Genomic DNA, 24034 nt, shown 5'->3' with positions numbered 1-24034 from the left:
GTGGCTTCGGCACCGCGCGGAAATATGCGGGTACTGAGGCGCCAAGATATCCGCTGTCACGATCTGAACACCCGGACAAGCATGTTCGCAAGATCAACGATGTCGGCGCCGCGCGCCAGGACGAACTCGCCCTCGATCTGCGGGCGATCCTCCCCCGCGCGATCGATCCGTCGCAGCAATCGGCGCAGACGACGCTTGTGAATGCCGAGACGCGCCTGGAGCGGATCCGCGAGGATGCCCGAAAAGGTAGCGACGAGCGAAAGCATTCCTGCGAGGCCAGCGCCCACCGCGATATACTGCCAGAGCGGCCGCCCGACGGGAAAAGCCCCGTACCAGGCGCTGCCGAGCCATTGCCCCAGCGGAAAATCCGCGACATCCCGCGCATGTGCCGCACGTTCGGTCACCATGGGTGTCAGCGAGATCACGCCCGGTGTCACCGCCTGGAACAATGTGAAACCGATTGTCAGTACGACGAGCACCGAGCCGATTTCAGAGACCGCAGCCCGCACCGCAACATAGTCACGCAGGTGCTGACGGATATTCTCCGAGACCGGAGGCGCAACACGGGACGAACGAAAAGAGATCACCTCCGCCATGACATCCGCCTCGATGGCGGCCCCGACATCGGACCGGAACTGCGGCACAAGACGGGCGGTGAACTTGGACAGCCGCCGCAGCCTGACCAGATGGGCGGCCATGGACACCAGGCGAACCAACAGGAGCAATGGCGCCAGAACGACATTGACCGGCGCCCGCAGCAGATCCCAACCAAGGGCATGACGATGCAATCTGAGCGATCCCGGCAGGCGATAATGCCGCCAGATGAACTGGTCGATCAGCGCGAGATCGGATCCGCGTTCCATATTGGCTTACGTCCGGTTCAGGTGTACCCGCGAGCCCCGTGGTTCGCAGCATTGGCTGTAAAGTAGGGTTCTGAGACACGCCGGACAAGCCGGCGACCTACCCGACACTGGATTCTGGCCAGGGAGGCCAAACACCGATCAGCTGGGATGGGACGACACGGATTTCATTTGGCACTATCGGACATGAGGTCACGGCGGAACTGTTGAAACCGGCGCATGACACGAACTAATGCGCATGATCCATGCGAGGAAAGTCTGATACTCCCCGAGGGCGCGTTGGGCTGTCAACCGTTCTGGGCGACTGTCCTGGCCTGTGATGGTGGCTGCAGATTGATGGCTTTGTCGTTTGAAAACAGGTTTATTATCTTGTCCAACAGTTCGTCACGTATATGCGGAATCTCATGGAGAACATCGTGCCTGGCGTTTTCGACCAGTTCGAAACTTCCGCGCGGCCAACGGGCCATTCGGTCCCGGACAGCTGGAATGGCAACTATGCTGTCTTCCGCACCGCAGAAGGTGATGCACGGTATGTCAGGGGAAGGCAATTTCGACAGAGACCGTGTTTCCTTCAGCGCTTGGAAAAGCCACCCCATGCTCGGTCCGCCGATCTGCTGATCAACCAGAGATTCGGAAATGTTGATGTAATATTGGTACATATCAGGGTCATGTGTCAGCCTGTTGTCATCGAAGGCTGTATGGAGAACATAGCTTTCTCCGCGAGTACCTGGGGCGTACAGATGGCCCTTTCCCACAAATTGAGCCGCCCAGGACACAGGCCAGGCCGCGAGGCGTTGAAATGTGGAAAGGTTGATACCCCATAAGGGCGCCGTGAACACGCAGGCAGAAACTGGCAAGCCTTCGATGATGGCGCGCAGGCCGACACAGGCCCCGAGCGAATGGCCAAGCAGATACCAGGGTTTCGGCAGATCGAGCGATTCAGCGGCCTTGATCATTGCCTCAACGTCTTTCTGGTAGTCGGAAAACTGCACAACATGGCCTGTCATCCGATCATCGGTGAGCCTGTCGGACAGTCCTTGGCCACGCCAGTCAATGGCAAACGCCGCGTAGCCAGCCGCATGAAGTGCTTCCGCGGTGCGACCGTATTTTTCGATGTTCTCCGTGCGTCCCTGGAACAAGAAAACGGTTCCTTTTGGGATGCCTTCATGCTGCCAGTGGGCGATTCGAAGCCGCACCTTGTCTTCGGCGTATATCCAGTATGCACACACATTCCCCGGACCCTCGGCGACATGTGGGAAAAACGGCGCTTCATCCAACACGGCAGAACGACTCCTCTTTGCACACCATTATCGAAATCCCTGATTCCAGGTGGAGGCAGGTTTGAAGTGCAAATAACCTGTCAGGGCCAGCGAAAACAGTAGGAAAATTGTAAATCCTTGCACGACTCCGATCAGAAAGTAGCTGATGACCAACAGAGCCATAGCTGCGTTCATAAGAACCGACGGCGTGAGAATCCGGCCGCGTGACTGGTGCATATTAAGGCGCGCCAATATCCATCGAAATCTGATCGACGCATTCATGAACGTGCCCACGATCGCCAGGAGGCAAAAGAAGCTGTAGTAGAACCCCGGTGCGGTTCCGAATGACGAACTGTCTTTCGCAACGGAACCGGGGTTGCCAAACAGAGATCGAAAATCGGCAATCAACCATTCCACCATGTTGGTGCTGTTAGATTGCAGAAAGCCGGATTGAAGCTTCATCAGGAGCGTGATCACGACTCCCAAGGAAGTACAGCGAAAGATCCCATTCATCAACTTGAGGCTGATGCCTTCGATATCTGGATTGCCTTCCTTTCTGGATCTGCCCTCGAGACCCTTCACCAGATCCAAGTAGTCGTGTTTCATCAGGTGAAGAAAAATGAGGCCTGAAAAAAAGAGGTAGGCCGTCATGCCGTTGTAAAGAAACACGAGACCGGTAAATAAAACCGCGCTCGAGACCGAAATGAAGTCGGAACGCAGGATGGCTATTCGACCCCAATCCACCGGCCAGTTGCCCGGATCGCCTTTCAGCAACGGGACCAGATGTGTCGCCGTCCAGTTGTAGCCGGAGGCAACAATCACGGTTATGAAAAACATCGCCCAGAAGGAATAGGAAGCCGCTGCAAGTCTCAGTTCCCAGCCAGCCACCGGAAAGGTTGGATCGCCGAGATCCGCAAGCATGGGCCGCCACTCCTCCTTCCAGCTGCGCAGAAAGTCAATCACCAGAGCCAGGTACAGAGGCAGGACAGCCAGGAACGTGATTGTCCAATTCGGGGCCCACAAGAATCCGACCTGCTTGGGCGGGCCACTCTCAGGGGTATACACAACGCTGTGGACATTCAGTGTGAATGAGATCAGCGCGAGGGCACAAGCTCCGGTGAATACCACGAGCGGCAGAGCCATTGAGCTTTGACTGCCAAAGAGCGCTTCCGTCCTCTGCGCCAGGTCGAAGCCTCGCCAGTTCCTGTTGTCGTCGACGACCGACGCACACACGCGGGCGTTTCCCGACTCGACCGCGTGCACCGATTCAGCTGAGGGTGATTGGGACTGTCTGCCCGACTTCATCAATTTCCGCTTCGCGGCAAGTCGCCTGTTCGCCGCGCTGAGTTCCACCTGCCATGCGCCGGACGCCTCAGGATCGCCGCAGCCGAAGATCCGGGCCAGCCATCGGATGTTGTCGCTGCTGATGCCCCTGTCGTTGTCCTGGAACCAGAGCTGTACCGTCCTCAGCTCGATCCCCTCCCGGTTCCCGTCGATTCTGGAAATTTCATCCGCCAGAAGCTCGGGAGTCCATTGACCCACGGGCAGGCCGTCCCTGTCCGCAGGTCGGCCGGCGCCCGCGGACGCCATTTTCTGGAACAGCGTCTTGACGTCATTCTCGCCTGCCGGAGGCGGGACAAAAAATTTTCCGTTCTGGATCAACTGCTTGAATGCTTTCGTTTCGTTTCTGTTCGTCTCGTTTCACATTGATTCGTGCTTTTCATTCACTCCTGAATACAACCTGAAGGGGTGTTGGGCACGAAAACAAACGCAACTTCTTCGCCGCATTCATGTGGGAGCAGAGCTTTGAAACGCAAATCGACTGACCTGACCGAAGATCGGCTCGAGGCATGGGCCGTGGCGCGCAATCTGGATCGGGATACCCGAGAACTCGTCCGGTGGCTGATACATTGACAGCAGGTGATTTTCACATGACACCACTTCGTCTGAAAGCACAACCTATAGCCGAGGGAATAGCTCGAGCCGGCACAATGGAGGAAATCGTCTGGCGCGACTTCCGATGGAACAATGGCCAGATCTGGCGGATGTGGCTCGTCGATCCGGAGAGGTTCGCCCCGGACGACATCGAATCCCGATCCATCGACACAGTCGACATATCCCGCAAACGCCAAAGCATGTTGCAATCAAAGACGTTGACGTCCCGCTAGTAGTGAATCCACTGCGAGTGGCCCATAGTCCCCTTGTAGTCGCCATATTCGACCATGACGGCCCGTCGAAAGAAACTTATGCCGCCGCCGGGATAGTCAAGCGTCTGATCGTTCTCGCTCTGGAAACTCGCTGGCCATGGCGCGTGCGAACCGTGGACGCGGGCCAGGTCATGGCAGGTGCTGTTCTCATGATCACAGGATCGGATGTTCCAGTTCCATTGGCGAGGTTCTTCCCGTGTCTCATGGGATTGCCCGTCAAACCAGAGCACACGGCTCCGTCTCAGCCAGTCGTATTCCGGGCCGGAGATGTCGAGATCCATCGCCCCACCGGGCCCGCCCGCTGCGACCGGCATAGCCGCGAAACTGCAGATGCCGAAAGGCGGTTGCGACGGCCAGGGGGTGATGCGCCGGATCATCTCGGCATAAGCCGCCGTGCAGACCGCGCCGGGTGGAAAGCCGCCTGCCATGCAGAGCATGATCGCGCAATCCATGTCGTAGGCACTGGCCGGCCTGGCTGGCAGAAACGAGAGTGACGCGGCGAGCATGGCACCCTTGAAAAACAATCGCATCGGAAACCTCCTGTCCGGATCGGGAAAGCGCGCGCACAGGAAGTTTCGGCGGCTTTCAGCTTATTATCTGATTCCTACGTTTTATATATCTTGACTTTAAATGCTCTTCTCGTGTCAATTGATTAATGCAAGAAGGTTCCTCATAGGGAGGGGCCATGCCGATAGCGAGACATCTCAGCCTGATCACGCTCGATGGAGTGAAGGATCTGATCGCCAGGGGCGTCGATTTTACCTGTCGGTACGAACTCGTCGGGGGCACGGGTGACGGCAAGCCGCTCTTCCAGTGCATCTACACCGCGGGGGACGAAGAGCTCCTGCTGGTGGCCTCAAAGGTCCAGAAACATGGACCGAAAGTGCGCCAGTTCGCGCTCTGGCCCGGACTCGTCAATCACCACACGGCCTTTGGTGACGGCCGTCCTGTGTCTCTCGATCTCGATATCCGCAACGCCCCGGGGTGCGATAGCGGACCTGATGGTGATCGGAGCTGACGGCAATGTCCGAACCTCGAACTGGACGTTTCACGAAGACAAGCAGAGTACGGCAAGGGACACATCAGTGCGCCTGTCGCTCCGCAATGAAGGCGACATCCTGACAGCCATCCGGGACACGTCGGATCGTCACGCCAGGAACCAGGTGCTCGCCACAAACGGATTGTCGCCATCGGACTGGCATATCCTGTTCCGGGCGCTGATAGAGGCAGAAAGCGCCTACGACCCGGTCGCGCTGAGCCCAAAGGGCGCGTTCGGCCTTGGGCAACTCATGCCGGCAACGGCACGTGCCCTGGGCGTGGACCGCAGAAATCCCGCCGAGAACCTCGAAGGCGCCGCACGCTACCTGCTCGCGCAGCTGTCAACCTTCGGGGACATCGACCTGGCGCTCGCCGCCTATAACGCCGGCCCGGATCGGGTCCGCGAATATGATGGCGTTCCGCCCTTCGCCGAGACGCGCGGTTACCTCAGGCGCATCCATCACATCCGAAGCCGACTTTCCGGGAAACCCGTCGAGCAACCCGTCATCCGCCTGTCCACCAGCGGCAAGGCACGCACACCGGTCGTCATCGACCTCCCCTAACATACTTGGAGCCTCCCATGATGAACAGAGTCAGGTCAGGACAGCTGCTACTCGCCGCCACAATCTATACGGTTCTATCCAGCCCGGCACTCGCGCAGGATTTGAAGCCGATCCAGAAAATGCTGGAGACGGTCGAGGCCGCGCTCACGGGACCGATCGGCATAGCGGTTGCCACCCTCGCGGTCATCGGCACCGGGTTCATGTGCATGATGGGGCGTCTGAACTGGGGATGGTTCGCCTCGGTCATCATCGGCATCGTGCTGATCTTCTCCGCCGGCACGATCGTCGATGGCTTCACGTAGGATGCAGTAAGGGTTACTGTCGTGACAGAACGATCTCCGCTCTTTCTCGGGCTTGCGCGCCCACCGAAGTACCTCGGTCTCCCCGTCGGATACCTGGTGGTTCTCGCCATGGGGATCGTTCTGCCCTTCATCTGGACCAAGTCACCTGTCTTTTTCCTGGTTGGAATCATCGCCTACCCGGTGCTCTGGTTCGTGGCCGACAAGGAGCCGCATTTCTTCGAGGTGCTGCGGGTGTCCCACGGCTCGGTCCGCGCGACGAAGAACCGCGCGCTTCACGGGGGCGACAGCTATGGCGCCTGACGGAACCCGGCACATTGCCCCGGCCCTTCTCGCCGCCGATGGCCGTGACTTTTCGCGTGAAAGCCATCTCGCCGAACACCTGCCCTATTTCGCGGTGGCCGCGAAGAACGTCCTGATCACCCGCGAGGGTGACCTGATGGCGACGCTGCGGCTCGACGGTCTCAATCCGATGACGACGCCAGACGGCGACCTCGACGCCCTGCGCCGCGCCGTGGCCGCGATCGTCGCACAGACCGGCGATCTCTTCGGCTTCTATGTCCACCGGATCTCGGTGCCGCAGGATTTGCGCCTGCGCCCCGTCGAGGGGGACGGGTTCGCCGCCGAGATCGACCGCCGCTGGCAACATCACATTGACGACTTGTGGCCGAAGAAGCCGCAACTCTATCTGACGATCCTGCGGCGCCCGGATCTTTCGGCGCGGCTTCCGGTCCTGCGCCGCTTCGCCACCCGGGCCTGGGTGAAGGATCGCGCCGCACGGCTCCGGGAACTGAACGAGGTCACAGGGTTCTTCGAAGTCGCGCTCGCCGCCGCCCGGCCGACCCGCCTGGATATCGATGGCGGTGCATGGCTCGGGGCTTTGAACACGCTCAGCTCGGGCCGATTCGTCCCCATTTCCATAGGTCGGAGCGCTCTGCCCCTCGCGCATGCACTCTCCGACACGCGGGCGACCTTCGAGGGCGACACCATCGTCGTCACCGACGCCGTGACGTGCGCGCGCCGCTTTGGCGCGCTCTTCAGCATCAAGTCCTACCCCGCGCTCACCGATGTCACGCTGCTCGACGGGCTCGACCTGCCACTCGATATCGTGCTCACCAATTCCTTCACGCCGATCCCGACCAACATCATGGCGGAACGTATCCAGCGGATCATCCGGCAGATGCAGGCCTCCGACGATGCGGCCGTCTCCCTGCGCGAACAACTGGCCATCGCCGCCGACGACCAGGAGGCCGGCCGGATCGCCTTCGGCAATCATCACCTCTCCCTCGCGGTCTACGCCCAAAGCCGCGCGCTGCTGGAAACGGCCGCGGCGCAGATCAAGCGGGCAGGCCAGGAGATCATGGCCGTGATCGTGCGCGAGAGGATGGCGCTCAAGGCCACGTATTTCGCGCAGCACCCCGGGAATTTCGGCTACCGGGCGCGGCGCACGCCGATCTCGTCCGTGAACTTCGCCGACTTCGCGGCCCTGCATGGATCGGTGGAAGGGCGCGGCGGCGCAGACAGCCCCTGGGGCGCTCCGATCACGGTGCTGCCGAGTGTCGGGACCTTGGGCTACCTATTCAACTTCCACGAGGCCGGCGATGCGGCCAAGGAGCCGACCGTCGGGCACAGCCTCGTGCTCGGACGCACCGGGACCGGCAAGACGCTGACGACCGCGTTCCTCGCAGCCCAATCGCAACGCGTCGGAACGCGGCTCTTTTTCTTCGACAAGGACCGAGGCCTCGAGATGGCGGTGCGGGCCCTCGGCGGCATCTACCACGAGGTACGGGCAGGTGTGCCGACTGGACTCAACCCGCTTGCAACGGAGATAGATGAACGCGGCCGCGCCTGGCTCTCGGACTGGCTCGGAACGCTTCTCGCCACCAAGAGGGCGTTCACAGGCGAGCAGTCCCGCCATGTCCAGGCGGCGGTGCGCCAGAACGCAGACGCCGGAACGTCGCTGCAAACTTTCGAGAGTTTCGAGACCCTGTTCCGGTCGCTCGACGATGGCGGAGAACTCCAGGCGCGGGTTGCGGAATGGGCGCCGGGCGGTCGCTACGGTTGGGTCTTCGCTGCCCCGACCGCCGGACCGGCGCTCGCGCTTGAGGGCGACATCGTCGGCTTCGACATGACCGAAATCCTCGACATGGCCACGGAGCGCATGGCGGTGCTCTCCTACATTTTCCGCCAGATCGAACGGGTGGTGGAAGACCGCCGCCCTACCCTCATCGTGCTCGATGAAGCCTGGAAACTTCTCGACGATCCCTATTTCGGGGCGCGGCTGGAAAACTGGCTGGTGACGCTCCGCAAGATGAACTGTGTCGTGATCATGATGACGCAATATCCGAGCCAGCTGCGCGACACCCGCGTCGGCAAGACCATCGTCGAAACCGTTCCCACCCAAATCCTGTTCCCCAACGACCGGGCCACGCCAGAGGATTACGCATTCCTGCGGGTCTCCGAAAAGGAGGCTGCGCTCCTCACCCAACCCACCGTCGGTCAGAGAATCGCGCTCGTGCGTTCCGCCGACGATAGCCTCTTCGTCGATCTCGATCTTTCCGCCCTTGGCCCCCTGCTCCCGATCCTGGGTGGCGGGCGGACCGGCGAGGCACTGGTCGGGGCCGATTGGCGAACCAACCCGAAGTTCTGGAGACACGCATGCGCCTGACAACCATGATCCTCATCGCCCTCGGGCTCGCCAGCTGTGCACGTTACACCGAAAGGACTTCGCCCTGTTTCGGGAAGGGCGGCCAGACGGTGGTCTCGCGCAGTCCGGCCTCGCCACTTGGCATCTCACCGACCCCACCTGATCTTGCTTTGGAATGCCGGTTCGAACCGGTGATGCGGGAGTGATGCAACGCTGGCTTATCATATCCGCGGCGTTCTGCGGTCTCGCGCCGCCCACCGTGGCGCAGGGTGTGCCGACCCGGGATAATTCCGGGATTGCGCAGCTCGCCACGCTCCTGAAGTCCCTGGGCAAGGATCTGGGTGTACAGCGGGACCGGCTGTCGACGGGGACCGAGCTTGCCCGGGTTCAGGCCGAACAGCTCCGCGTTCTCGAAGACATGACCACCGCGATCACCGGGCACGGCTTTGACATCGACGCGCTCGAAACCCATGCCGGCTTCCCGGCCCCGGAGATCTATCCGCCCCGGGACACGAGCTCGATGGACAGCCGCCTCTTCGGCGAGGGCCGCGAGACCATCGAAATGATGATCGTCCGGGTCGCGGGCGAGTATGCCGGCGTTCCGGGGGTGGCCCGGGCCGGGCTTTCGCCGACCCAGTGGCGCTGCCTCTTCCAGGCGCTCATCAAGCAGGAAAGCCGGTTCAGCATCACCGCCCAAAGCCCCGCTGGCGCCTATGGACTTACCCAACTCATGCCCGGCACCGCCGCCGATCTGGGGGTCGACCGCCATGACGTCATCGACAATCTCCGCGGCGGTGCGCGCTATATCACCACCCAGCTTGACACCTTCGGCAGCATCCCCCATGCGCTCGCCGCCTACAATGCCGGACCCGGCCGGGTGCGGGAATATGGCGGTGTCCCGCCCTTCCCGGAAACCCAGGGCTACGTGCGCAACATCACGCACTTCATGGGGGAATACCTTGCCGTGATCGGCGGCGCCGATGCGCTCGGCACGCTGACTCCGGTCGACATGGCGCTCGCCGAATATTCGAACATCTCGGACGCCAGTCTCTACTATTCGGCGGATGCCCATGCCACGACCGAGCACGTCGTGAACCGCCTGGCCGCGATCATCCGGCAGATCGACGCGCAGCCGGACGTCAAGGCCGCAATCGAGATCAACACCTATGCGCGGGCCGAGATTGGACGCATCCTGTCTCTCCGTCTCCGGCTGATTGCGGCAAACGAAACCCGCGCGGCGGCGCAGGCGCAGTATCTCGCGGTGGACCGGATCGAGGAGAGGGGCTTCATGACCATGGAGGTAACCGAATGAAACCGCTCCTGCTCGGCGTCACGGCCGCGCTCGCACTCACGACATCCCCCGCCCTGACCCAGGGGGTTCCGACATTTGACGGGCAACAGATGCGCCAACTCGTCCTGCAGATCGAACACATGGCCAGGGATCTCAATGTTCAGCTCGAGCAGCTGGTCACGATGAAGGAAGAGCTCGAAACCCAGGTGAAGCAGCTCTTCAATCTGGAGGCCCAACTCACATCCCTGATCGAGAGCAGCGGGGTTGGCAAGCTCTATGCCACGGTCAAGGACTTCCAGCGTCTCAAAGGCAAGCTGACGACGCCGATCGAGACCGCGCGCGCCCTGGCAGAAGGTGATTTTCTCTCCGGGTTCAATCCAGGTGCGGAATTGAAACGTCAGGTCAAGGCCGCGCTCGAAGGGTCCGGGATGGACGCAAATACGCTGAAGACCTTGTCTGACTCCGACGAACCAGCCGACAGGCGCATCGCCACCGCGGCAGGGGCCAGCGCCATGCTCTCCGTCGCGGCCCAGGAAGCCCACACGGAGGCCGGGGCGAGCCTCGATCGCCTGCAAACCATGGTCGGGCTTATCGACGATCAGGAAGGGCTGAAGGCTGCGGTCGATCTCAACACCCGCGTCAGCGCCGAACTTGGTATCATCCTCACGCAGATCTGGCGGCTCGAGGCAGCTCAGGGCGTGAGTGCCGGGCAGCTCGGCGTGGTCGATGCGGCAACGCTGGCCGCTGAACGAAAGTTCCGCTCCATGGAGGTACCAGAATGATCAGACGGATCGATATCGCCCTCGGGCTCTTGCTGACAGCCGCTGCAAACCCGGGGTTTACCCAGGCCCTCGACAACGGACAAAGCTTTGGCAGCATGGCTCAACCGGACGTGCAGGCAGCAGACTGCGTTGCACCCAGGCCTCCGAGGGAGCTTGCGAAGACCGCATATATCCGGAACGGCTACCGCGCCATCCTGCGCATACTCGCGGCACGACACTGGCAAGAAACCGGAGAATGCACTTGCGTGATCCAGGAGATCACCTGGGACGAAGTCGTGAACCAGGGCGCGAAATTCATTGCCAGCGACGACCCCCTCCGCCCCTTCGACACCTCCGACCTGCGCATCACAGCGGATGCGCTTGAAGCTGAGCGTGCTGCTGCCTGCGAGAGTCCCTGAATGGGGATCATCCGCGATATCCTCTCCCAGGTCGATGATGCGGTGGACACGGTTGCGGAATCGGGCTTTGCCGATGGCGCAGGCGTCGTGGGCGACGTGATCTCGGCGGGTGGCGTGGTGCTGCTAATTCTTATCGGCATCAATGTCGTCGTGCAGCTTCGCCCCATGACATTCGGCAGCGGCTTCGCCTTCGGGATGAAATTTATCCTCGTCTCACTCTTCGCGCAAAGCTGGGCCAACTTCTCGGTTATCTATGACATCGCCACGGCCGTTCCCGACAGCATCGGCGCGGCCGTACTCGATCTAACCGATAGTGGCGACGAGGCCGGTGTCTACGAGAGCCTCGACCGGATGGTGCACCGCATCACCGCCTATGGCGACGCGATCGGCGACCGTGCGGGTTGGGTGTTTGGCGCCGTCCTCGGCGCGATCTTCTTCGTGCTCTCTGCCGTCTTTGCCGCGGTTACCGCCGGAATCATCGCCTACGGCAAGATCGTCTTCACCCTCATGATCGTGATCGCGCCCTTCATGATCCTGGCGTCGCTCTTCAAACCGACCCAGTCGCTCTTTGAGTCCTGGAGCCGGGCCACCATCGGCTACGCGCTCATGCCCGTCGCGGCCGCCGGCGCCGCCGGCATCATCGTCGCGATTGCCGAAAATATCGGGGATGCGTCCACCGATCCCGGCAGCGTTCAAACCATCAGCCTCATCCTGCCCTTCCTCGTGATCCTGATCCTGAGCGCCGGCATCATGGCCGCCGTTCCCTCCATTGCCTCGAACCTGAGCGGGGTGGTCGCCATTGCCTCTAACGCCATCGGCCTGACCGGGCTCGCGCGGCGCGGCGTCATCAATACCGGAGAATACGGCGCCGGCGGCGTCGGGCGGCTCGCCACCGGCATGACACCTTTTGAACTCCGGCGCGCGACGAGCGGTGGCGTGGTCCGGACCGGTCAGGCGATCCGGACCACGCCAGGCGCGCTCCTGGCCCGCACCAAGGCGCTCCGCGGCGCTGGCCAGAACCAGGCTTGATAGACATGAACCGGGATCGGGATGCGTTCGAGGCGGATTTCATCTTTGGGCCGAGGCGGCGGGAGCGCTTCGCCTGGTTCATCGCCGCGGCCGGCGTCATCGTCGGTCTCGCCGGGTTTCTTGGCGCACTCACACTCTTTCCGCTCAAAACCGTCGAGACCGTCGTGGTTGTCGTCGACAAGGAGACCGGAGAGATGGATCGCGTGGCCCAGGTCGCGGCCCTCACGCTCGACGAGAGCGACGCCATCATCCAGGCCAATCTCGTGGCCTATGTCGATGACCGGGAGACCTACGATCTCACCGATGGCGAGAGCCGCATCAACGCGGTCCTCGACCGCTCCGAGGACGACGCCGCCCGTACCTTGCGCGATCTCTGGTCCTCGTCGAACCCGGATTATCCGATCAGCGTCTACGGCCGCGCGGCGAAGATCGACGTTGTGATCCGGTCGGTGAACCAGATCGAACCAGGTGTCGCCCAGGTCCGCTTCACCCGGACGCTGCGCCGTGAACGCGACACCCGGACGGTGACCCGGCCCTATGTCGCCACCCTCGCCTATGACTTCCGCCCCGAAACCCGTCAGCGCCTGCAGGACGTCTGGGCCAACCCGCTCGGCTTTGTTGTGACCTCCTATCGAGTCGATGCCGAAACCCTCGAGGACTGACCAATATGAGACTGCTCGCTTCCCTGCTCATCGCCTGCGCATCGCCGACCATCCTGCTCGCCGAGACCACGCCCCAGGGCGGTCCCCTCGATATCCGCATCCGCCATGCCATCTACAACGAGAACCAGGTCTTCCGGATCGAGACCGATCTGCGCCATTCGACGACGATCCATTTCGGGCGCGGCGAGCGGTTCGAGGCGGTCATCGTCGGGGACACGGAGAGTTTCCAGGTCGATCCGATCCCCGAGCTCGGCAACGTGCTGACCATCAAGCCGCATGTCAGCGGTGCCTCCACCAACATGACCGTCATCACCAATCGCAGGATCTATTCCTTCCATCTGCGCGAAGGATCGATCCCGAACCGGACCGGCATGTTCTTCGAGGTGCGGTTCAAGTATCCCGATGACGCGCGGCGCGCGACCGGCGGTGGACCGAAGGGGTTTGTGGCTCCGCGCAACTACGCCTATCTCGTCTCGGGCGAAAGCGATTTCCGTCCCGCCACGGTCTATGACGACGAGCGCCATACCTACTTCACCTTCCCCGAGAACGGACGGCAACCCACGATCTTCAAGGCCGATGATCGGGGCCGTGAACGCACCGTCAACTGGACCCAGATCGGCAACACCGTCCGGGTGCTCGGGGTCAACGACTACTGGACCCTCCGCATCGGGGACGAGGCGCTGTGTGTCGCCCGCGACCGGTCCACGATCTACGTGAGCAACTGATCATGGCGGATCCCGATCTTCAGAAACGCCTCGAAACCTTCAGCAATGGCAGGAAAAAGTCCCGCGCCCATGGCATGGGGGTCGGCGCCCTGGCCCTCGCGCTCGGGCTGGGCGGTGCCGCTGTCGCCTTCTGGCTGGCCAGCTCGGGGCAGGACGGTTCCGGCCCGCTCGAAACTTCCGAGGTCGACCCCTTCCAGGACGGACAACCGGGCGGCGGGCGGCTGGAATTTCCGCCGGATGAAGCCGCACAGCGGGTCAATGACGCGTTGATCGCCGTGGAAGACGCCCTGATAGTTCCCGATGTCCCGCCCCCGGAACCCTCCCGCGAAGTACTCGATGAGATCGCCCGGCTCCGCGAGGCCCTGGCTGCCAGCCAGTCCGAGCGCAATGCCGAGATCCAGGCGGCGGTCCGCGATCTGCGCGCCGCTTTCAATTCTCAGACCGGCGCACTGGAACAACGAGTCGCGGAACGCGAGCGCGACCTGACCGCACTCGAACGTGAAAACGATGCGAAGCTTGCGAGCCTCCAGAGCTTGCTCGAGGCCGAACAGGCGCAGCGGAAGAGCCTCGAAGCCGAACTTCAGAAAAATTTCCTCATCGAGGACCAGGAACTGCTCGAAGAACGGCGCCGGCAAGAGGAAGCAGAACGTCTACGCGAGGCTGAACGGGAAGCGGCGGAACTCCTGACCGCCCAGATCCGCTCCCCTGCCATCGTATTCGCAGACGGGCGCGGCGGAACCGTCGCGCCGTCCGGCCCGGCCGGCACGGGCGCGGCAAACCCGGGCGCACCGATCGACGAAAACGAGGCCTATCTTCAGCGCGCCGCACGGCCGCTTCAGGTCGAAGAAGCTTCCCGCATGGCGTTCCCGGACCGGACCCTAGTGCAAGGGTCGGTCATCCAGGCCGCCCTCCAGACGGCGATCAACAGCGATCTGCCCGGAAATGTCGTAGCTGTGGTGTCCGAACCGGTTCCCGCCTTCTCCGGAGACCGGGTCCTGATCCCGAGGGGTTCACGCCTCTTCGGGCAATATCGCTCCGGCATCGAGGTGAACCAGAAACGCATCCTGGTCCTCTGGACGCGGATTCTCACGCCCGATGGAACCTCGATGAACATCGCTGCCGTCGGTGGCGGCCCGCTCGGCCGCTCGGGCCTCACCGGTTTCGTGGACACAAAGTTCGCTGAACGCTTCGGGGGAGCCGCACTCATCTCGATCATCGGGGCGGCCCCCTCCATCGCGTCCGAACAGGCGCAGGACGAGGTCACAATCGAGGTGCTGGAGAATATCGGCGAAGACCTTGCGGATGCGACCAGCTCGGTCATTGCCGACCAGGTGTCGATCGCGCCCACGATCTACGTGGACCAGGGCGCCGGCGTAACGGTGCTCGTGGACCGAGATGTGGTGATCTATTGATGCAAGGGATTTGTTTCACACAAAAAGCAAGTTGTCGAAAATCGCGTTCGAACGTCAGCGAGAGACAGAAATTCTCGAGTCATCAGAAAACCAACACCTGATGACGACCCTGCCCGCCTCCTATCTCGAACGCTATCTCGCACCGTTTGAGCGGTGGCTGACGGACGATGAAATCATCGAACTCGCCATAAACACCGACGGTCGGGTGTGGATCGAACGTCGTGGGGCGGATGCGATGGAGCCGGTCGCTCTCACCGTTGATCCGACCGATGCGGTCAATCTCGGCATGACGATTGTCGGGGATGCAAAGGCCAGAGTCTCCGAGAAAAACCCGCTCGTCTCCGGCAAGGTCGCGTTCAAAGGACGGCCCCTGCGCGTGCAGGTTGTGGTTTCGCCCGCGGTCGAGGCGGGTGCCTCGATCACGATCCGGTTGTTTGGCCGAGCCGACATCCGCAGCTATCGCCCGGAATACCTCCTGGGAAAGGCAATATCGCTGGCGGAGATGCGGGCAGCCAAACTGTCCGAGGTCACCGAACTGGCAGGGACGAACCTGCCTACCGCCCTGAAGGAACTAGTCGCACACCGGCTCAATATCCTGGTCAGCGGCGGGACATCGACCGGCAAGACCACCTTTGCCCGGCATCTGCTGTCCCATGTGCCGGATGCCGAACGCCTCATCACGATCGAGGACGCGTTTGAGCTCTTCCCACACCAGCCGAATTCCGTCTGCCTCCTGGCGGATCGCAGAAAGGACAGCCCGCGCCCGGCCGGTGCGCTTCTGCAGGCGTCGCTCCGGATGCGACCGGATCGGATCGTTGTGGGCGAACTGCGCGGTGCGGAAGCCCTCACCTATCTCGAGGCAATCAACACCGGGCATGGCGGCTCGGTATCGACCATTCATGCCGACACCGCCGAACTCGCCATCGACCGCCTGGCAATCATGGTTCTGCAGGCCGGCACGCCACTCACCCTCGACGAGGTCCGGACCTACATCCGGAAATCGATCGACGTCATCGTGCAATTGGGCCGGGCAGACGGGAGACGGGGCGTGTCGGAAGTGATGATTCTGTAGCCGGACCCTGCAGTCGGCTTTTTGCGTTTCCTCAACCATTCCGGAAAGCCTGAAGTCCAGACCGCAACGAAACGTCCGTAGCCGCCTGTGTCAGGTCTCGGACATGTAATGCGATGTCCTCTGTTCCTGTTTGAGTGGTATCTTTGCCTGTGAGAAACCGATCCCCACCAGAAAAGAAATGACACCGGATGCGGTCTTGAATTCACGTAACTTGAAGCCGCCGCGAGAGGTCCGCCCGCGGGCGGTGACCAGGTGTCTTTCCCGGCCATCCCCGCTCACCGTCCGCATGATCCAGTTGCCATGCCAGCTCGGTCCTCTTCGCTCCGGAACAGCCTTGCACACGACCTCAACGGGCTGACCCTCTTCGGCCAGGCTGCGTAGCTCTTGCTCGGTGACCACGTTCGGTTCGGGTTCGGAATTCACGGCCCACGGCTCCCCTTGCTGTGATGGACTGACGCCATCTTGCAAGAAAATACCGATGGAAACAATATTATACTATGGATTTATTTCTATATCATCGGATTCTTCCGGATCGTACGGCTCTTCTGCTACTCTGCCGGAGCGTCACGCCGTCCTGCTCCATGTAGCGCATGACTGGAAACGTGGACAGGCGGCGTGATGGTTGTGCGCCGACATTTCGAAGGAAGGGATGCCATGGAGCTTGATACAGAGAAACTGGACCGGGCCGCGTTGGCCATTCTGAGCCTGACGCTGCATGACGGACGCCGGGTCTGGAAAGGGATCGACTGGACGATCACAGACCGGCTGCACGAGAAGGGTTTTGTTCACGACCCGGTTGGTCGCGCCAAATCGCTTGTCCTGACCGATGAAGGCCTTGCTGCCGCCAAAGCCGCACTGAAAGAATTTTTCAGCACGACCTGATCCGCTGCGTCCGAGCCGATTGCACCGGTTGTTTCGCCAGCGTATCCGTATCCCATGTCAAGGAAAGCTCTGAACAAGAAGAACCTGGCGGCCCTCGGTGCCGATCGGCTGGCCGATCTGTGTCTTGAACTGGGCGAGGGCAGTGCCGAGATCAAGCGCCGGCTCAGGCTGGAGTTGACCCATGCCGCCGGGCCCGACGCGCTGGCGCATGAGGTGCGCAAGCGGATCGCCACCATCCGGCGTTCGACCAGCTATATCGAGTGGAACCGGACCCGGCCTCTCGTCCGCGATCTGGATACGCAACTGACCATGATCGCCGACAGGATCGCGCCGGACGCGCCCGATACCGCCTTCGATCTTCTCTGGACGTTCATCGAACTGGCACCGTCGGTTCATGAGCGGGCAGATGACAGCAATGGCAGCATCGGCGCCGTCTTCAACGATGCCCTCACCCGGTTTGCGGATCTGGCTCCGCGCGTGCAACCGAACCAGCCGGCGCTGGCCGACCGCATCTTCGCCGCCATGTCGGACAATGGCTATGGCGAATGGGACGGGCTCCTGGACCATGTCGGATCAGCGCTGAAACCCGAAGGCATTGCCGCGCTGAAACAAGCCGTTGACGCCTATGAGGCGGCCCCCTTACCGGAAGACACAATGGAAAGCCGCGCGGTCTTTGTCGGCGTCGGGCGGGCCGGCTATGCGCTCGACACGGACTGGCCGGCACAACGCAAAGCCGATGAACTCCGACGCTGGCGCCAGGAAATCGCCGATCTGGAAGGCGATGTTGATGCCTATCTGTCGCAGTTCGATGTCGAACGGCTGGAGAACCCGGCCTTCGCCGCCTCTGCCGCCACACGCCTGATCGCCGCGGACCGTGCCGCCGAAGCCTTGCCCATTCTTGAAACCGCACGCGACAAGGCGGGCAGGCGTTACATCCCGCTTGATTGGGATGAAGCCTATGTTGCCGCGCTCAGCGCGCTCGACCGCAAGGAAGAATTGCACGCCTTTCGCTGGCAGAAGTTCAGCACGGTCCTTGCTCCGGGTTATCTGCGCGACCTCCTGAAAGCCCTGCCTGATTTCGACGATATCGAGATGGAGCAGAAGGCCAAGGATCTTGCCCTTGGGCATCGGGATTTTGAGGCGGCGCTTGCGTTCTTCCTGGACTGGCCCGATCTCGGGCTGGCGGCTGACCTGATCACCGCGCGCGGCGATGAACTGGACGGTGATGCCTATTCCGCCCTCACCCCTGCGGCGGACGCGTTGCAGCATGAACATCCGCTCGCCGCCATGTTGTGCCGCCGCGCCATGATCCGCTACACTTTGGACAAGGCCAAATCCACCCGCTACAAGCACGCGATCCGGCATTTCTCTGAATGCGCCAGTGCCGACGGGGATATCGGGAGCTATGGCCGATTTGTCGACCACGAGGCATTCGCGGCGGAACTGAAGGCCAAACATCCGCGAAAACTCGGCTTCTGGTCCGGCGTGAAATCTGGCTGAAGAGAGCAGACGACGAGCGTCCCGCGTGAAGGCACCAGTGCAGCACGCTGCGCATTTCGGCCGCTGTCCGGGAACGACATGTCACACGCGCGGCATGGATTCAGACCGTCGAAACCGGCCCTTTCCGGATCTTCACCCCGTTTGCAGTCTCTGCGGTGCGGCGTCACCGGACCTGCCATTCGCCGCGGCCGCACAATCTCAAGAACGGCAAAAGGTCGGCAGAGCGGACGAAGCGGAGGTCCAAAGAATTCGGAAATTTATCTTGTTTGGTAGATTCCGGAAAGCCTTGGGTTTCTAGATAATCCATGTGTATTTGCGAATGTGATCAGCGGCAACGACTCAAGTGTTTGCGTTTCGGTTTCCCCGGAAGCTCTTTGGCGAAGAGCCGGTCCACTCCCTGAACGCACGGCGAAAGCTTTTCGGCTCTTTGTATCCCAGCATTCCGGCGATCCGTTCGACCGGAATGTCAGATTTCTGAAGCATTTCACGCGCCTGTTCCTCGATGAGCATGGAACGGATTGTCCTGTATGACGTCCCTTCCGCCCTAAGGGCCCTCTGAAGTGACCTGGGGCCGATCGCAAGATGGGCCGCAACTTTGCTCTCGGAAAGCACACTTGTCGGAAGATGAGCGCGCATGATTTGCAGAACCGCGCCTTCGATGGACTGAATCGGCTCAACCCCCATGAGCGCACCCAGGTCCCCCAATGTAATAGTCTTCCGAGACTGCAAGGGGTGCGGGTTTCGCGTGTCAAGGTCGCCAGGCCGAAGCGCGACATATGGTGACTGGGCTCCCGTCCTCACAGGTGCGCCGAGCAGGTCTGCCAGCTTTGACTTGTCATCGCTATGCACATCGGGAAGCTCGAACCAATCGGGCCGCCAGTCCGCCCCGAGGAAATACCTGACCACCTTTGAAATGACGAACAGCGCCCCTTCGTCGAGATGCCGGTGGCCGACGACCGACATGCCCTTCGAGTCTCGTCCGACAACCACGTGCGTGTCAGTCCGTCGGATGACGATTTCAGAGCCAGGATGCGTCAGCGACAACGCGCGGCGGCCACGATCGAGCGCAATTCTCAGATCGGGTGCGCCCAGCACGTAGTTCGCATAGGCTCCGTAGGCCAGGTAATCGAAGGCTTGGCCAACCCTGGCACCCAGATGGCGATCGCCTATCGCGCGGGCGACGGACTCCAGAATGACGGCCTCAGCTGCGTAGGAAACAAACCCGGTTCCTTCTGACAGCATCTTGCGGTCGAGACCAGCCGATCGGAGCGCACTGTCGACTACGTCTTTCCGGGCGAAGCCGTCGAGAATGTCGACGACGTGCGCCAGTTCGATGATGTTGACCAACTTCTGTCTCATGGCGTCCCTTTGTCACAAAATGACCGGCAACACTATGATAAAACGCGTGGGAAACGAAGACTTGGGAGGCAACTCATGAAAGGTAGACAATTGGCAATGCGCACATTTGTGGTTCTGACATTCCTGGCCGCGATCGTCTCTGGTCCCGCTCACGCCCAGAACTTCGACACCACAGTGGACCAACTTGCCGACAGCAGGGAAATCCCGGTCACGGTGGACAACTTTATCCGTGCCGCGACAGACATTGAGTTCGGCAAATATGTTGCCCTCGCCGGAGGGGTGAACAAGTTCTACCACTTCCGCGATATGATGCCCGTCGACAATCAGACGACCATCAGCGCGAACCGGGATACGCTCTACAGCACGGCGATCATCGATACCAGCGAGGGCGCCACATTCACCCTTCCGGATGTCGGCGACCGCTACATGTCGGCGATGGTCATCAACCAGGATCACTACCTCAACAAGGTCTTCCACGGCGGCGGCACCTATGCGCTCGACATGGACACGTTCCACACGCCCTATGTCGCCGTCTACCTGCGCGTGCTGCTGGATGCGAACGACCCGGCGGATCTGGCCGCCGTGCATTTGATCCAGGACCAGATGTCGATCGAGGCCGCCTCTTCCGAGCCCTTCATCGTCCCGCCCTATGACGAAGAGAGCTACATGGGGCTTGTGAAGGCCGCAGTCGGTGTCGGCGCCTACCTGCCGAACAGTTTCCGCATGTTCGGCAGGAAGGAGGATGTCGATCCGGTGCGGCATTTCATCGGCACGGCCGGAGGCTGGGGCGGGTTGCCCGAGGATGAGGCGCTCTATCTCGGGATCGCGCCGAACCTGCCGGTTGGGGAATACAAAATCGAGGTACCTGCAGAGGTTCCGGTCAAGGATTTCTGGTCGGTCAGCGTCTATGATGCGAGCCGTTATTTCGCGCCGAACGCACTCGGCGCCTATGTCGTCAATTCCGTCAGCGGGGCGTACAATGAGGACGGCAGCATGACCGTTCACCTGGGCGGCTGCGAGGACGGGCGCGTGAATTGCCTGCCGCTCGTCGAGGGGTGGCAATACACCGTGCGGCTCTACCGGGCGGCTCCGGAGGTCCTCGACGGGTCGTGGACCTTCCCCGAAGTCCAGCCGGCGAACTGACGGAAAGGACAGAAAAAATGCGAAATCTTCTTCTTGCCATTGCGCTCTGCGCACCAATGCCGGTCCTCGCCGAGGACATCACGATCCAGAACCTCATGCGCGCCGAGAGCGACACGATGTTCCGGCTCTCCATGAAGAACAACGGAACCGGTGTCGGCGAGATCGCCCATGAGCGCGAAGTAACCTCCGCCGACAAACCGCAGCCGATCATCCGACCCAACCAGGACACCTTGTATTCGGCCGCCATCATCGACCTGTCCGAGCCAGTGACGGTGACGCTGCCCGAGGGCGACGGGCGGTTCCAGTCCGTGCTGGTGATCAGCCAGGACCATTACAACTTCGCCTATGCCCAACCCGGCGCCTATGAACTGACCGAGGACGAGGTCGGGACCCGCTTCGCGATGCTCCTGTTCCGTACCTTCATCGACGCGGGCGATCCCGACGATGCCGCCCGGGCACATGCCGTGCAGGACGGAATACGCCTCAAAGGCGGGGGAAGCGGCCCCTTCGAGGCACCGGACTGGGACCTCGAAGCCCTTGCGGCAGCGCGGAAGGCGGTCAGCGACCTCGCCGCTGCCGTCGGCCTCGATGCCAACATCGCCTTTGGCCGTCGCGACGAGGTGGACCCGCTTGGCCATCTGATCGGGATGGCGGGCTGGGCAGGGCAGCCGGCCACGACGGCCAGTGCCTTTGTCGACGCTGTCGACATGAATGACGGCGAGACCCCCCATGCAGTGACGCTGCGCGACGTGCCGGTGGACGCGTTCTGGTCGATCACCGTCTATGACGCCGACGGCTTCCTCGCGCCCAACGATCTGGGGCGGAACAGCTACAACAACACCTCGGCCACCCCGAATGAGGACGGCTCCTACACCATCCATTTCGGCGGCTGCGATGACGGCCGGATCAACTGCATCCCCCTCACACCGGGCTGGAACTACACGGTCCGGCTCTACCAGCCGCGCGCCGAAATCCTCGACGGCAGCTGGACCTTCCCGGATGTCCTGCCCGTAAACTGATAACGCCACGGCCCGCGCACCGGGCGGGCCGACCGCAGAGAGGAAGGAGCCTTCGATGTTGATAAAGCCACCTGTCCAAACGGCCAGTTGCGCCGTCTTCCTGGCGTTTTCCTTGGCGAACGGTGTAATAGCCGAGGACAAGCCGCACCTCATCCTCCAGATCACCGTCGACCAACTGCGCGGCGACCTGCCGTTCCGCCACTACGACCAATTCGGGCCGGGCGGTTTCCGCTATCTGATGGATCAGGGCGTCTACTATGGCAACGCCCACCACGCCCACGCCAATACTGAAACCGTCGTCGGCCACACCACGCTGGCCACCGGCGCGCATCCGGCGGCCCATGGCATGGTCGGCAACCTCTGGTTCGACCGCGCGACCGGGCGCACCATCTACAATGTCGAGGACGCCGACTATCCACTCCTCACCCAGGGCGCTGACGTGAACCCCGATACTGAGGTCGACCCCACCCAGCTTGCCGCCAGCTCCGATGGCCGCTCACCCCGCGCCATCCTGACCACCACCTTCTCCGATGAACTGACCATCGCCACCCAGGGCCGCGCCAAGGTCTTTGGCGTCTCGGTCAAGGATCGCGGCGCCGTCTCGATGGCGGGTCACACCGGCAAGGCGTTCTGGTTCTCTAAATCCGCCGGGGAATTCGTCACCTCCAGCTATTACTACGACAGCTACCCTGACTGGGTGACCGGTTGGAACGCCAAGGATTTTCTGCAAAACTATCTCGGCACCTCGTGGGAGCTGATCCATCCCATCGACAGCTACCTCTTCGGAGACCGCGACGATCAGGAATGGGAAACCGACCTTGCCGGTTTCGGGCGCACCTTCCCGCACCCCTATTCGACTGTCGATCCGCTCTCGTGGAAGAACGATCCCTATTTCCCCACGCTCCTCACCTTCAGCCCTGCCGGTGATGAGATCACCGCCGATTTTGCCAAGACGCTGATCACCGCCGAGGGCCTGGGCCAGGATGACGTCACCGATTACCTCTCGGTCAGCTTCTCGGCGACTGATTATGTCGGCCACGGTTTCGGCCCCTCCAGCCTGGAGACCGAGGAAAACCTGCTGCGGCTCGACCGCACCCTGGCCGATCTCTTTGCTTTCATCGACGCCGAGATCGGGCTTGAGAACACCCTGATCGCGCTCTCCGCCGATCACGGCACACCTGAGGCACCGGGATACCTGGCCGAGTTGGGAGAGATGGGCGGCTACGTCAACCCCGAGCACTGGGCCACCCAGCCTGCCGCCGACCGCATCCGCGCGCGCTTTGGCCTTAGCGGTCCGCTGATTGCGGGCTATGACCACCCCTATCTCACCCTCTCGGACGAGGTGCACAGCCGCGACGACATCGACCTTGTCGCGCTGGAGACCGCCATCGCCGAAGAACTGTCGGCCTTCGAAGGCATCGCCCTCGCCGTGCCGTCGTCCCGCCTGCGCATCGGTGCCCTGCCGGACAATGCGCTGATGCGGGCGGTCGCCAACAACTACAACCCCGACCGGTCGGGCGACATCTATCTGGTGACCAGTCCCGGCTGGTTCATCAACGATTTCGACGGTCTTTCGGTCACGGTTACCCACGGTTCGCCCTGGCGTTATGACACCCATGTGCCCATCGCCTTTGCCGGTTTCGGCCTCGCGCCGCAACGGGTCTCGCGCCGAGTGCACACGGTCGATCTGGCGCTGACGCTTGCCGCGGTCGCAGATACACGCCCACCCGACGGCGCCGCAGGAGAGGTGCTGGGGGAAGTCGTCGGGTATCACCCGTCCCGCTGGCCGTCGTTATCCTTAGTGCCTGATCCCAAGACCATACGCCAATGTCCGGATCAATTGGGGATGTCCAAAACGGGCTGACCAAGCACCAGGGCGAAAGAACG

The 24034-nt window shown here is 61.9% G+C and carries 24 protein-coding genes; 18 read left to right on the top strand and 6 right to left on the bottom strand.

Features of this window, described 5'->3' with window-relative positions; translation table 11 throughout:
* Nucleotides 1–56: 56 nt before the first annotated feature.
* The 4 genes from QO034_RS20280 to QO034_RS20265 form a co-directional block, all read right to left on the bottom strand.
* Nucleotides 57–863: a DUF6635 family protein gene (locus tag QO034_RS20280; protein ID WP_284487351.1), complete on the bottom strand. Its 807-nt coding sequence runs from the start codon at nucleotides 861–863 to the stop codon at nucleotides 57–59.
* A gap of 284 nt (nucleotides 864–1147) precedes the next feature.
* Entirely contained in the window at nucleotides 1148–2140 is a 993-nt protein-coding gene (locus tag QO034_RS20275; RefSeq protein ID WP_284487350.1) for an alpha/beta hydrolase, read from the bottom strand.
* A gap of 27 nt (nucleotides 2141–2167) precedes the next feature.
* The gene (locus QO034_RS20270; protein ID WP_284487349.1) at nucleotides 2168–3781 is read right to left on the bottom strand and encodes an RcgA family putative transporter; all 1614 of its coding nucleotides are present in this window, start codon (nucleotides 3779–3781) and stop codon (nucleotides 2168–2170) included.
* Between the two features lie 502 nt (nucleotides 3782–4283).
* The gene (locus QO034_RS20265) at nucleotides 4284–4856 is read right to left on the bottom strand and encodes a hypothetical protein (RefSeq protein WP_284487348.1); all 573 of its coding nucleotides are present in this window, start codon (nucleotides 4854–4856) and stop codon (nucleotides 4284–4286) included.
* Nucleotides 4857–5011: 155 nt separating this feature from the next.
* On the opposite strand from QO034_RS20265, the gene QO034_RS20260 reads away from it, so the two are divergent.
* The 13 genes from QO034_RS20260 (at nucleotide 5012) to QO034_RS20200 (ending at nucleotide 16244) form a co-directional block, all read left to right on the top strand.
* Entirely contained in the window at nucleotides 5012–5344 is a 333-nt protein-coding gene (locus QO034_RS20260; protein ID WP_284487347.1) for a hypothetical protein, read from the top strand.
* Nucleotides 5328–5927, top strand: a complete 600-nt coding sequence (locus QO034_RS20255) for a lytic transglycosylase domain-containing protein (protein ID WP_284487346.1) — start codon at nucleotides 5328–5330, stop codon at nucleotides 5925–5927. Before QO034_RS20260 ends, QO034_RS20255 begins: the two co-directional genes overlap by 17 nt.
* 20 nt (nucleotides 5928–5947) lie before the next feature.
* Nucleotides 5948–6229 (top strand): TrbC/VirB2 family protein, encoded by a 282-nt coding sequence (locus tag QO034_RS20250; protein ID WP_321170029.1) that lies wholly within the window; start codon nucleotides 5948–5950, stop codon nucleotides 6227–6229.
* Between the two features lie 21 nt (nucleotides 6230–6250).
* Nucleotides 6251–6529 (top strand): type IV secretion system protein VirB3, encoded by a 279-nt coding sequence (locus QO034_RS20245; RefSeq protein WP_284487344.1) that lies wholly within the window; start codon nucleotides 6251–6253, stop codon nucleotides 6527–6529.
* Nucleotides 6519–8894: a VirB4 family type IV secretion/conjugal transfer ATPase gene (locus tag QO034_RS20240; RefSeq protein WP_284487343.1), complete on the top strand. Its 2376-nt coding sequence runs from the start codon at nucleotides 6519–6521 to the stop codon at nucleotides 8892–8894. The genes QO034_RS20245 and QO034_RS20240 overlap by 11 nt, the downstream gene beginning before the upstream one ends.
* A 184-nt stretch (nucleotides 8895–9078) precedes the next feature.
* A complete protein-coding gene (locus QO034_RS20235) occupies nucleotides 9079–10185 on the top strand; it encodes a lytic transglycosylase domain-containing protein (protein WP_284487342.1) in 1107 nt (368 codons plus the stop codon).
* Nucleotides 10182–10946: a type IV secretion system protein gene (locus QO034_RS20230; RefSeq protein ID WP_284487341.1), complete on the top strand. Its 765-nt coding sequence runs from the start codon at nucleotides 10182–10184 to the stop codon at nucleotides 10944–10946. The genes QO034_RS20235 and QO034_RS20230 overlap by 4 nt, the downstream gene beginning before the upstream one ends.
* Complete coding sequence (locus tag QO034_RS20225) at nucleotides 10943–11344, top strand: hypothetical protein (protein ID WP_284487340.1); 402 nt, start codon at nucleotides 10943–10945, stop codon at nucleotides 11342–11344. Before QO034_RS20230 ends, QO034_RS20225 begins: the two co-directional genes overlap by 4 nt.
* Nucleotides 11345–12373 (top strand): type IV secretion system protein, encoded by a 1029-nt coding sequence (locus tag QO034_RS20220; RefSeq protein ID WP_284487339.1) that lies wholly within the window; start codon nucleotides 11345–11347, stop codon nucleotides 12371–12373.
* A gap of 5 nt (nucleotides 12374–12378) precedes the next feature.
* Nucleotides 12379–13035 (top strand): virB8 family protein, encoded by a 657-nt coding sequence (locus QO034_RS20215; protein WP_284487338.1) that lies wholly within the window; start codon nucleotides 12379–12381, stop codon nucleotides 13033–13035.
* Nucleotides 13036–13040: 5 nt separating this feature from the next.
* Nucleotides 13041–13760 carry a TrbG/VirB9 family P-type conjugative transfer protein gene (locus QO034_RS20210; RefSeq protein ID WP_284487337.1) on the top strand — a complete coding sequence of 240 codons (720 nt, stop codon included), beginning with the start codon at nucleotides 13041–13043 and terminating at the stop codon, nucleotides 13758–13760.
* Nucleotides 13761–13762: 2 nt separating this feature from the next.
* On the top strand, nucleotides 13763–15172 hold the full coding sequence (locus tag QO034_RS20205) for a TrbI/VirB10 family protein (protein WP_284487336.1): 1410 nt from the start codon (nucleotides 13763–13765) through the stop codon (nucleotides 15170–15172).
* Nucleotides 15173–15272: 100 nt separating this feature from the next.
* Nucleotides 15273–16244: an ATPase, T2SS/T4P/T4SS family gene (locus QO034_RS20200; protein ID WP_284487369.1), complete on the top strand. Its 972-nt coding sequence runs from the start codon at nucleotides 15273–15275 to the stop codon at nucleotides 16242–16244.
* 90 nt (nucleotides 16245–16334) lie between these two features.
* Here QO034_RS20200 and QO034_RS20195 read toward each other — a convergent pair whose 3' ends face one another.
* Nucleotides 16335–16667 carry a hypothetical protein gene (locus tag QO034_RS20195; protein WP_284487335.1) on the bottom strand — a complete coding sequence of 111 codons (333 nt, stop codon included), beginning with the start codon at nucleotides 16665–16667 and terminating at the stop codon, nucleotides 16335–16337.
* Nucleotides 16668–16862: 195 nt separating this feature from the next.
* On the opposite strand from QO034_RS20195, the gene QO034_RS20190 reads away from it, so the two are divergent.
* Both QO034_RS20190 and QO034_RS20185 read left to right on the top strand, forming a co-directional pair.
* The gene (locus QO034_RS20190) at nucleotides 16863–17126 is read left to right on the top strand and encodes a DUF6429 family protein (protein WP_284487368.1); all 264 of its coding nucleotides are present in this window, start codon (nucleotides 16863–16865) and stop codon (nucleotides 17124–17126) included.
* Nucleotides 17127–17180: 54 nt separating this feature from the next.
* Nucleotides 17181–18626, top strand: coding sequence for a DUF6880 family protein (locus tag QO034_RS20185; protein ID WP_284487334.1), 1446 nt, complete (start codon nucleotides 17181–17183; stop codon nucleotides 18624–18626).
* A 339-nt stretch (nucleotides 18627–18965) separates the two neighbouring features.
* Here the strand turns inward: QO034_RS20185 and QO034_RS20180 are convergent, their stop codons facing one another.
* The gene (locus tag QO034_RS20180) at nucleotides 18966–19973 is read right to left on the bottom strand and encodes a helix-turn-helix domain-containing protein (protein ID WP_284487333.1); all 1008 of its coding nucleotides are present in this window, start codon (nucleotides 19971–19973) and stop codon (nucleotides 18966–18968) included.
* Between the two features lie 108 nt (nucleotides 19974–20081).
* On the opposite strand from QO034_RS20180, the gene QO034_RS20175 reads away from it, so the two are divergent.
* From QO034_RS20175 to QO034_RS20165, 3 genes are all read left to right on the top strand, one after another.
* Nucleotides 20082–21128 (top strand): DUF1214 domain-containing protein, encoded by a 1047-nt coding sequence (locus QO034_RS20175; protein ID WP_284487332.1) that lies wholly within the window; start codon nucleotides 20082–20084, stop codon nucleotides 21126–21128.
* Nucleotides 21129–21145: 17 nt separating this feature from the next.
* The gene (locus QO034_RS20170; RefSeq protein WP_284487331.1) at nucleotides 21146–22147 is read left to right on the top strand and encodes a DUF1214 domain-containing protein; all 1002 of its coding nucleotides are present in this window, start codon (nucleotides 21146–21148) and stop codon (nucleotides 22145–22147) included.
* A gap of 112 nt (nucleotides 22148–22259) precedes the next feature.
* Nucleotides 22260–24011, top strand: coding sequence for an alkaline phosphatase family protein (locus QO034_RS20165; RefSeq protein ID WP_284487330.1), 1752 nt, complete (start codon nucleotides 22260–22262; stop codon nucleotides 24009–24011).
* The last annotated feature ends 23 nt before the right edge of the window (nucleotides 24012–24034 follow it).

The organism is Sedimentitalea xiamensis (assembly GCF_030164465.1).
GTDB lineage: Bacteria > Pseudomonadota > Alphaproteobacteria > Rhodobacterales > Rhodobacteraceae > Sedimentitalea > Sedimentitalea xiamensis.
Note: the sequence above shows the minus strand (reverse complement) of the source record. Positions and strands in the feature narration are given on the sequence as shown.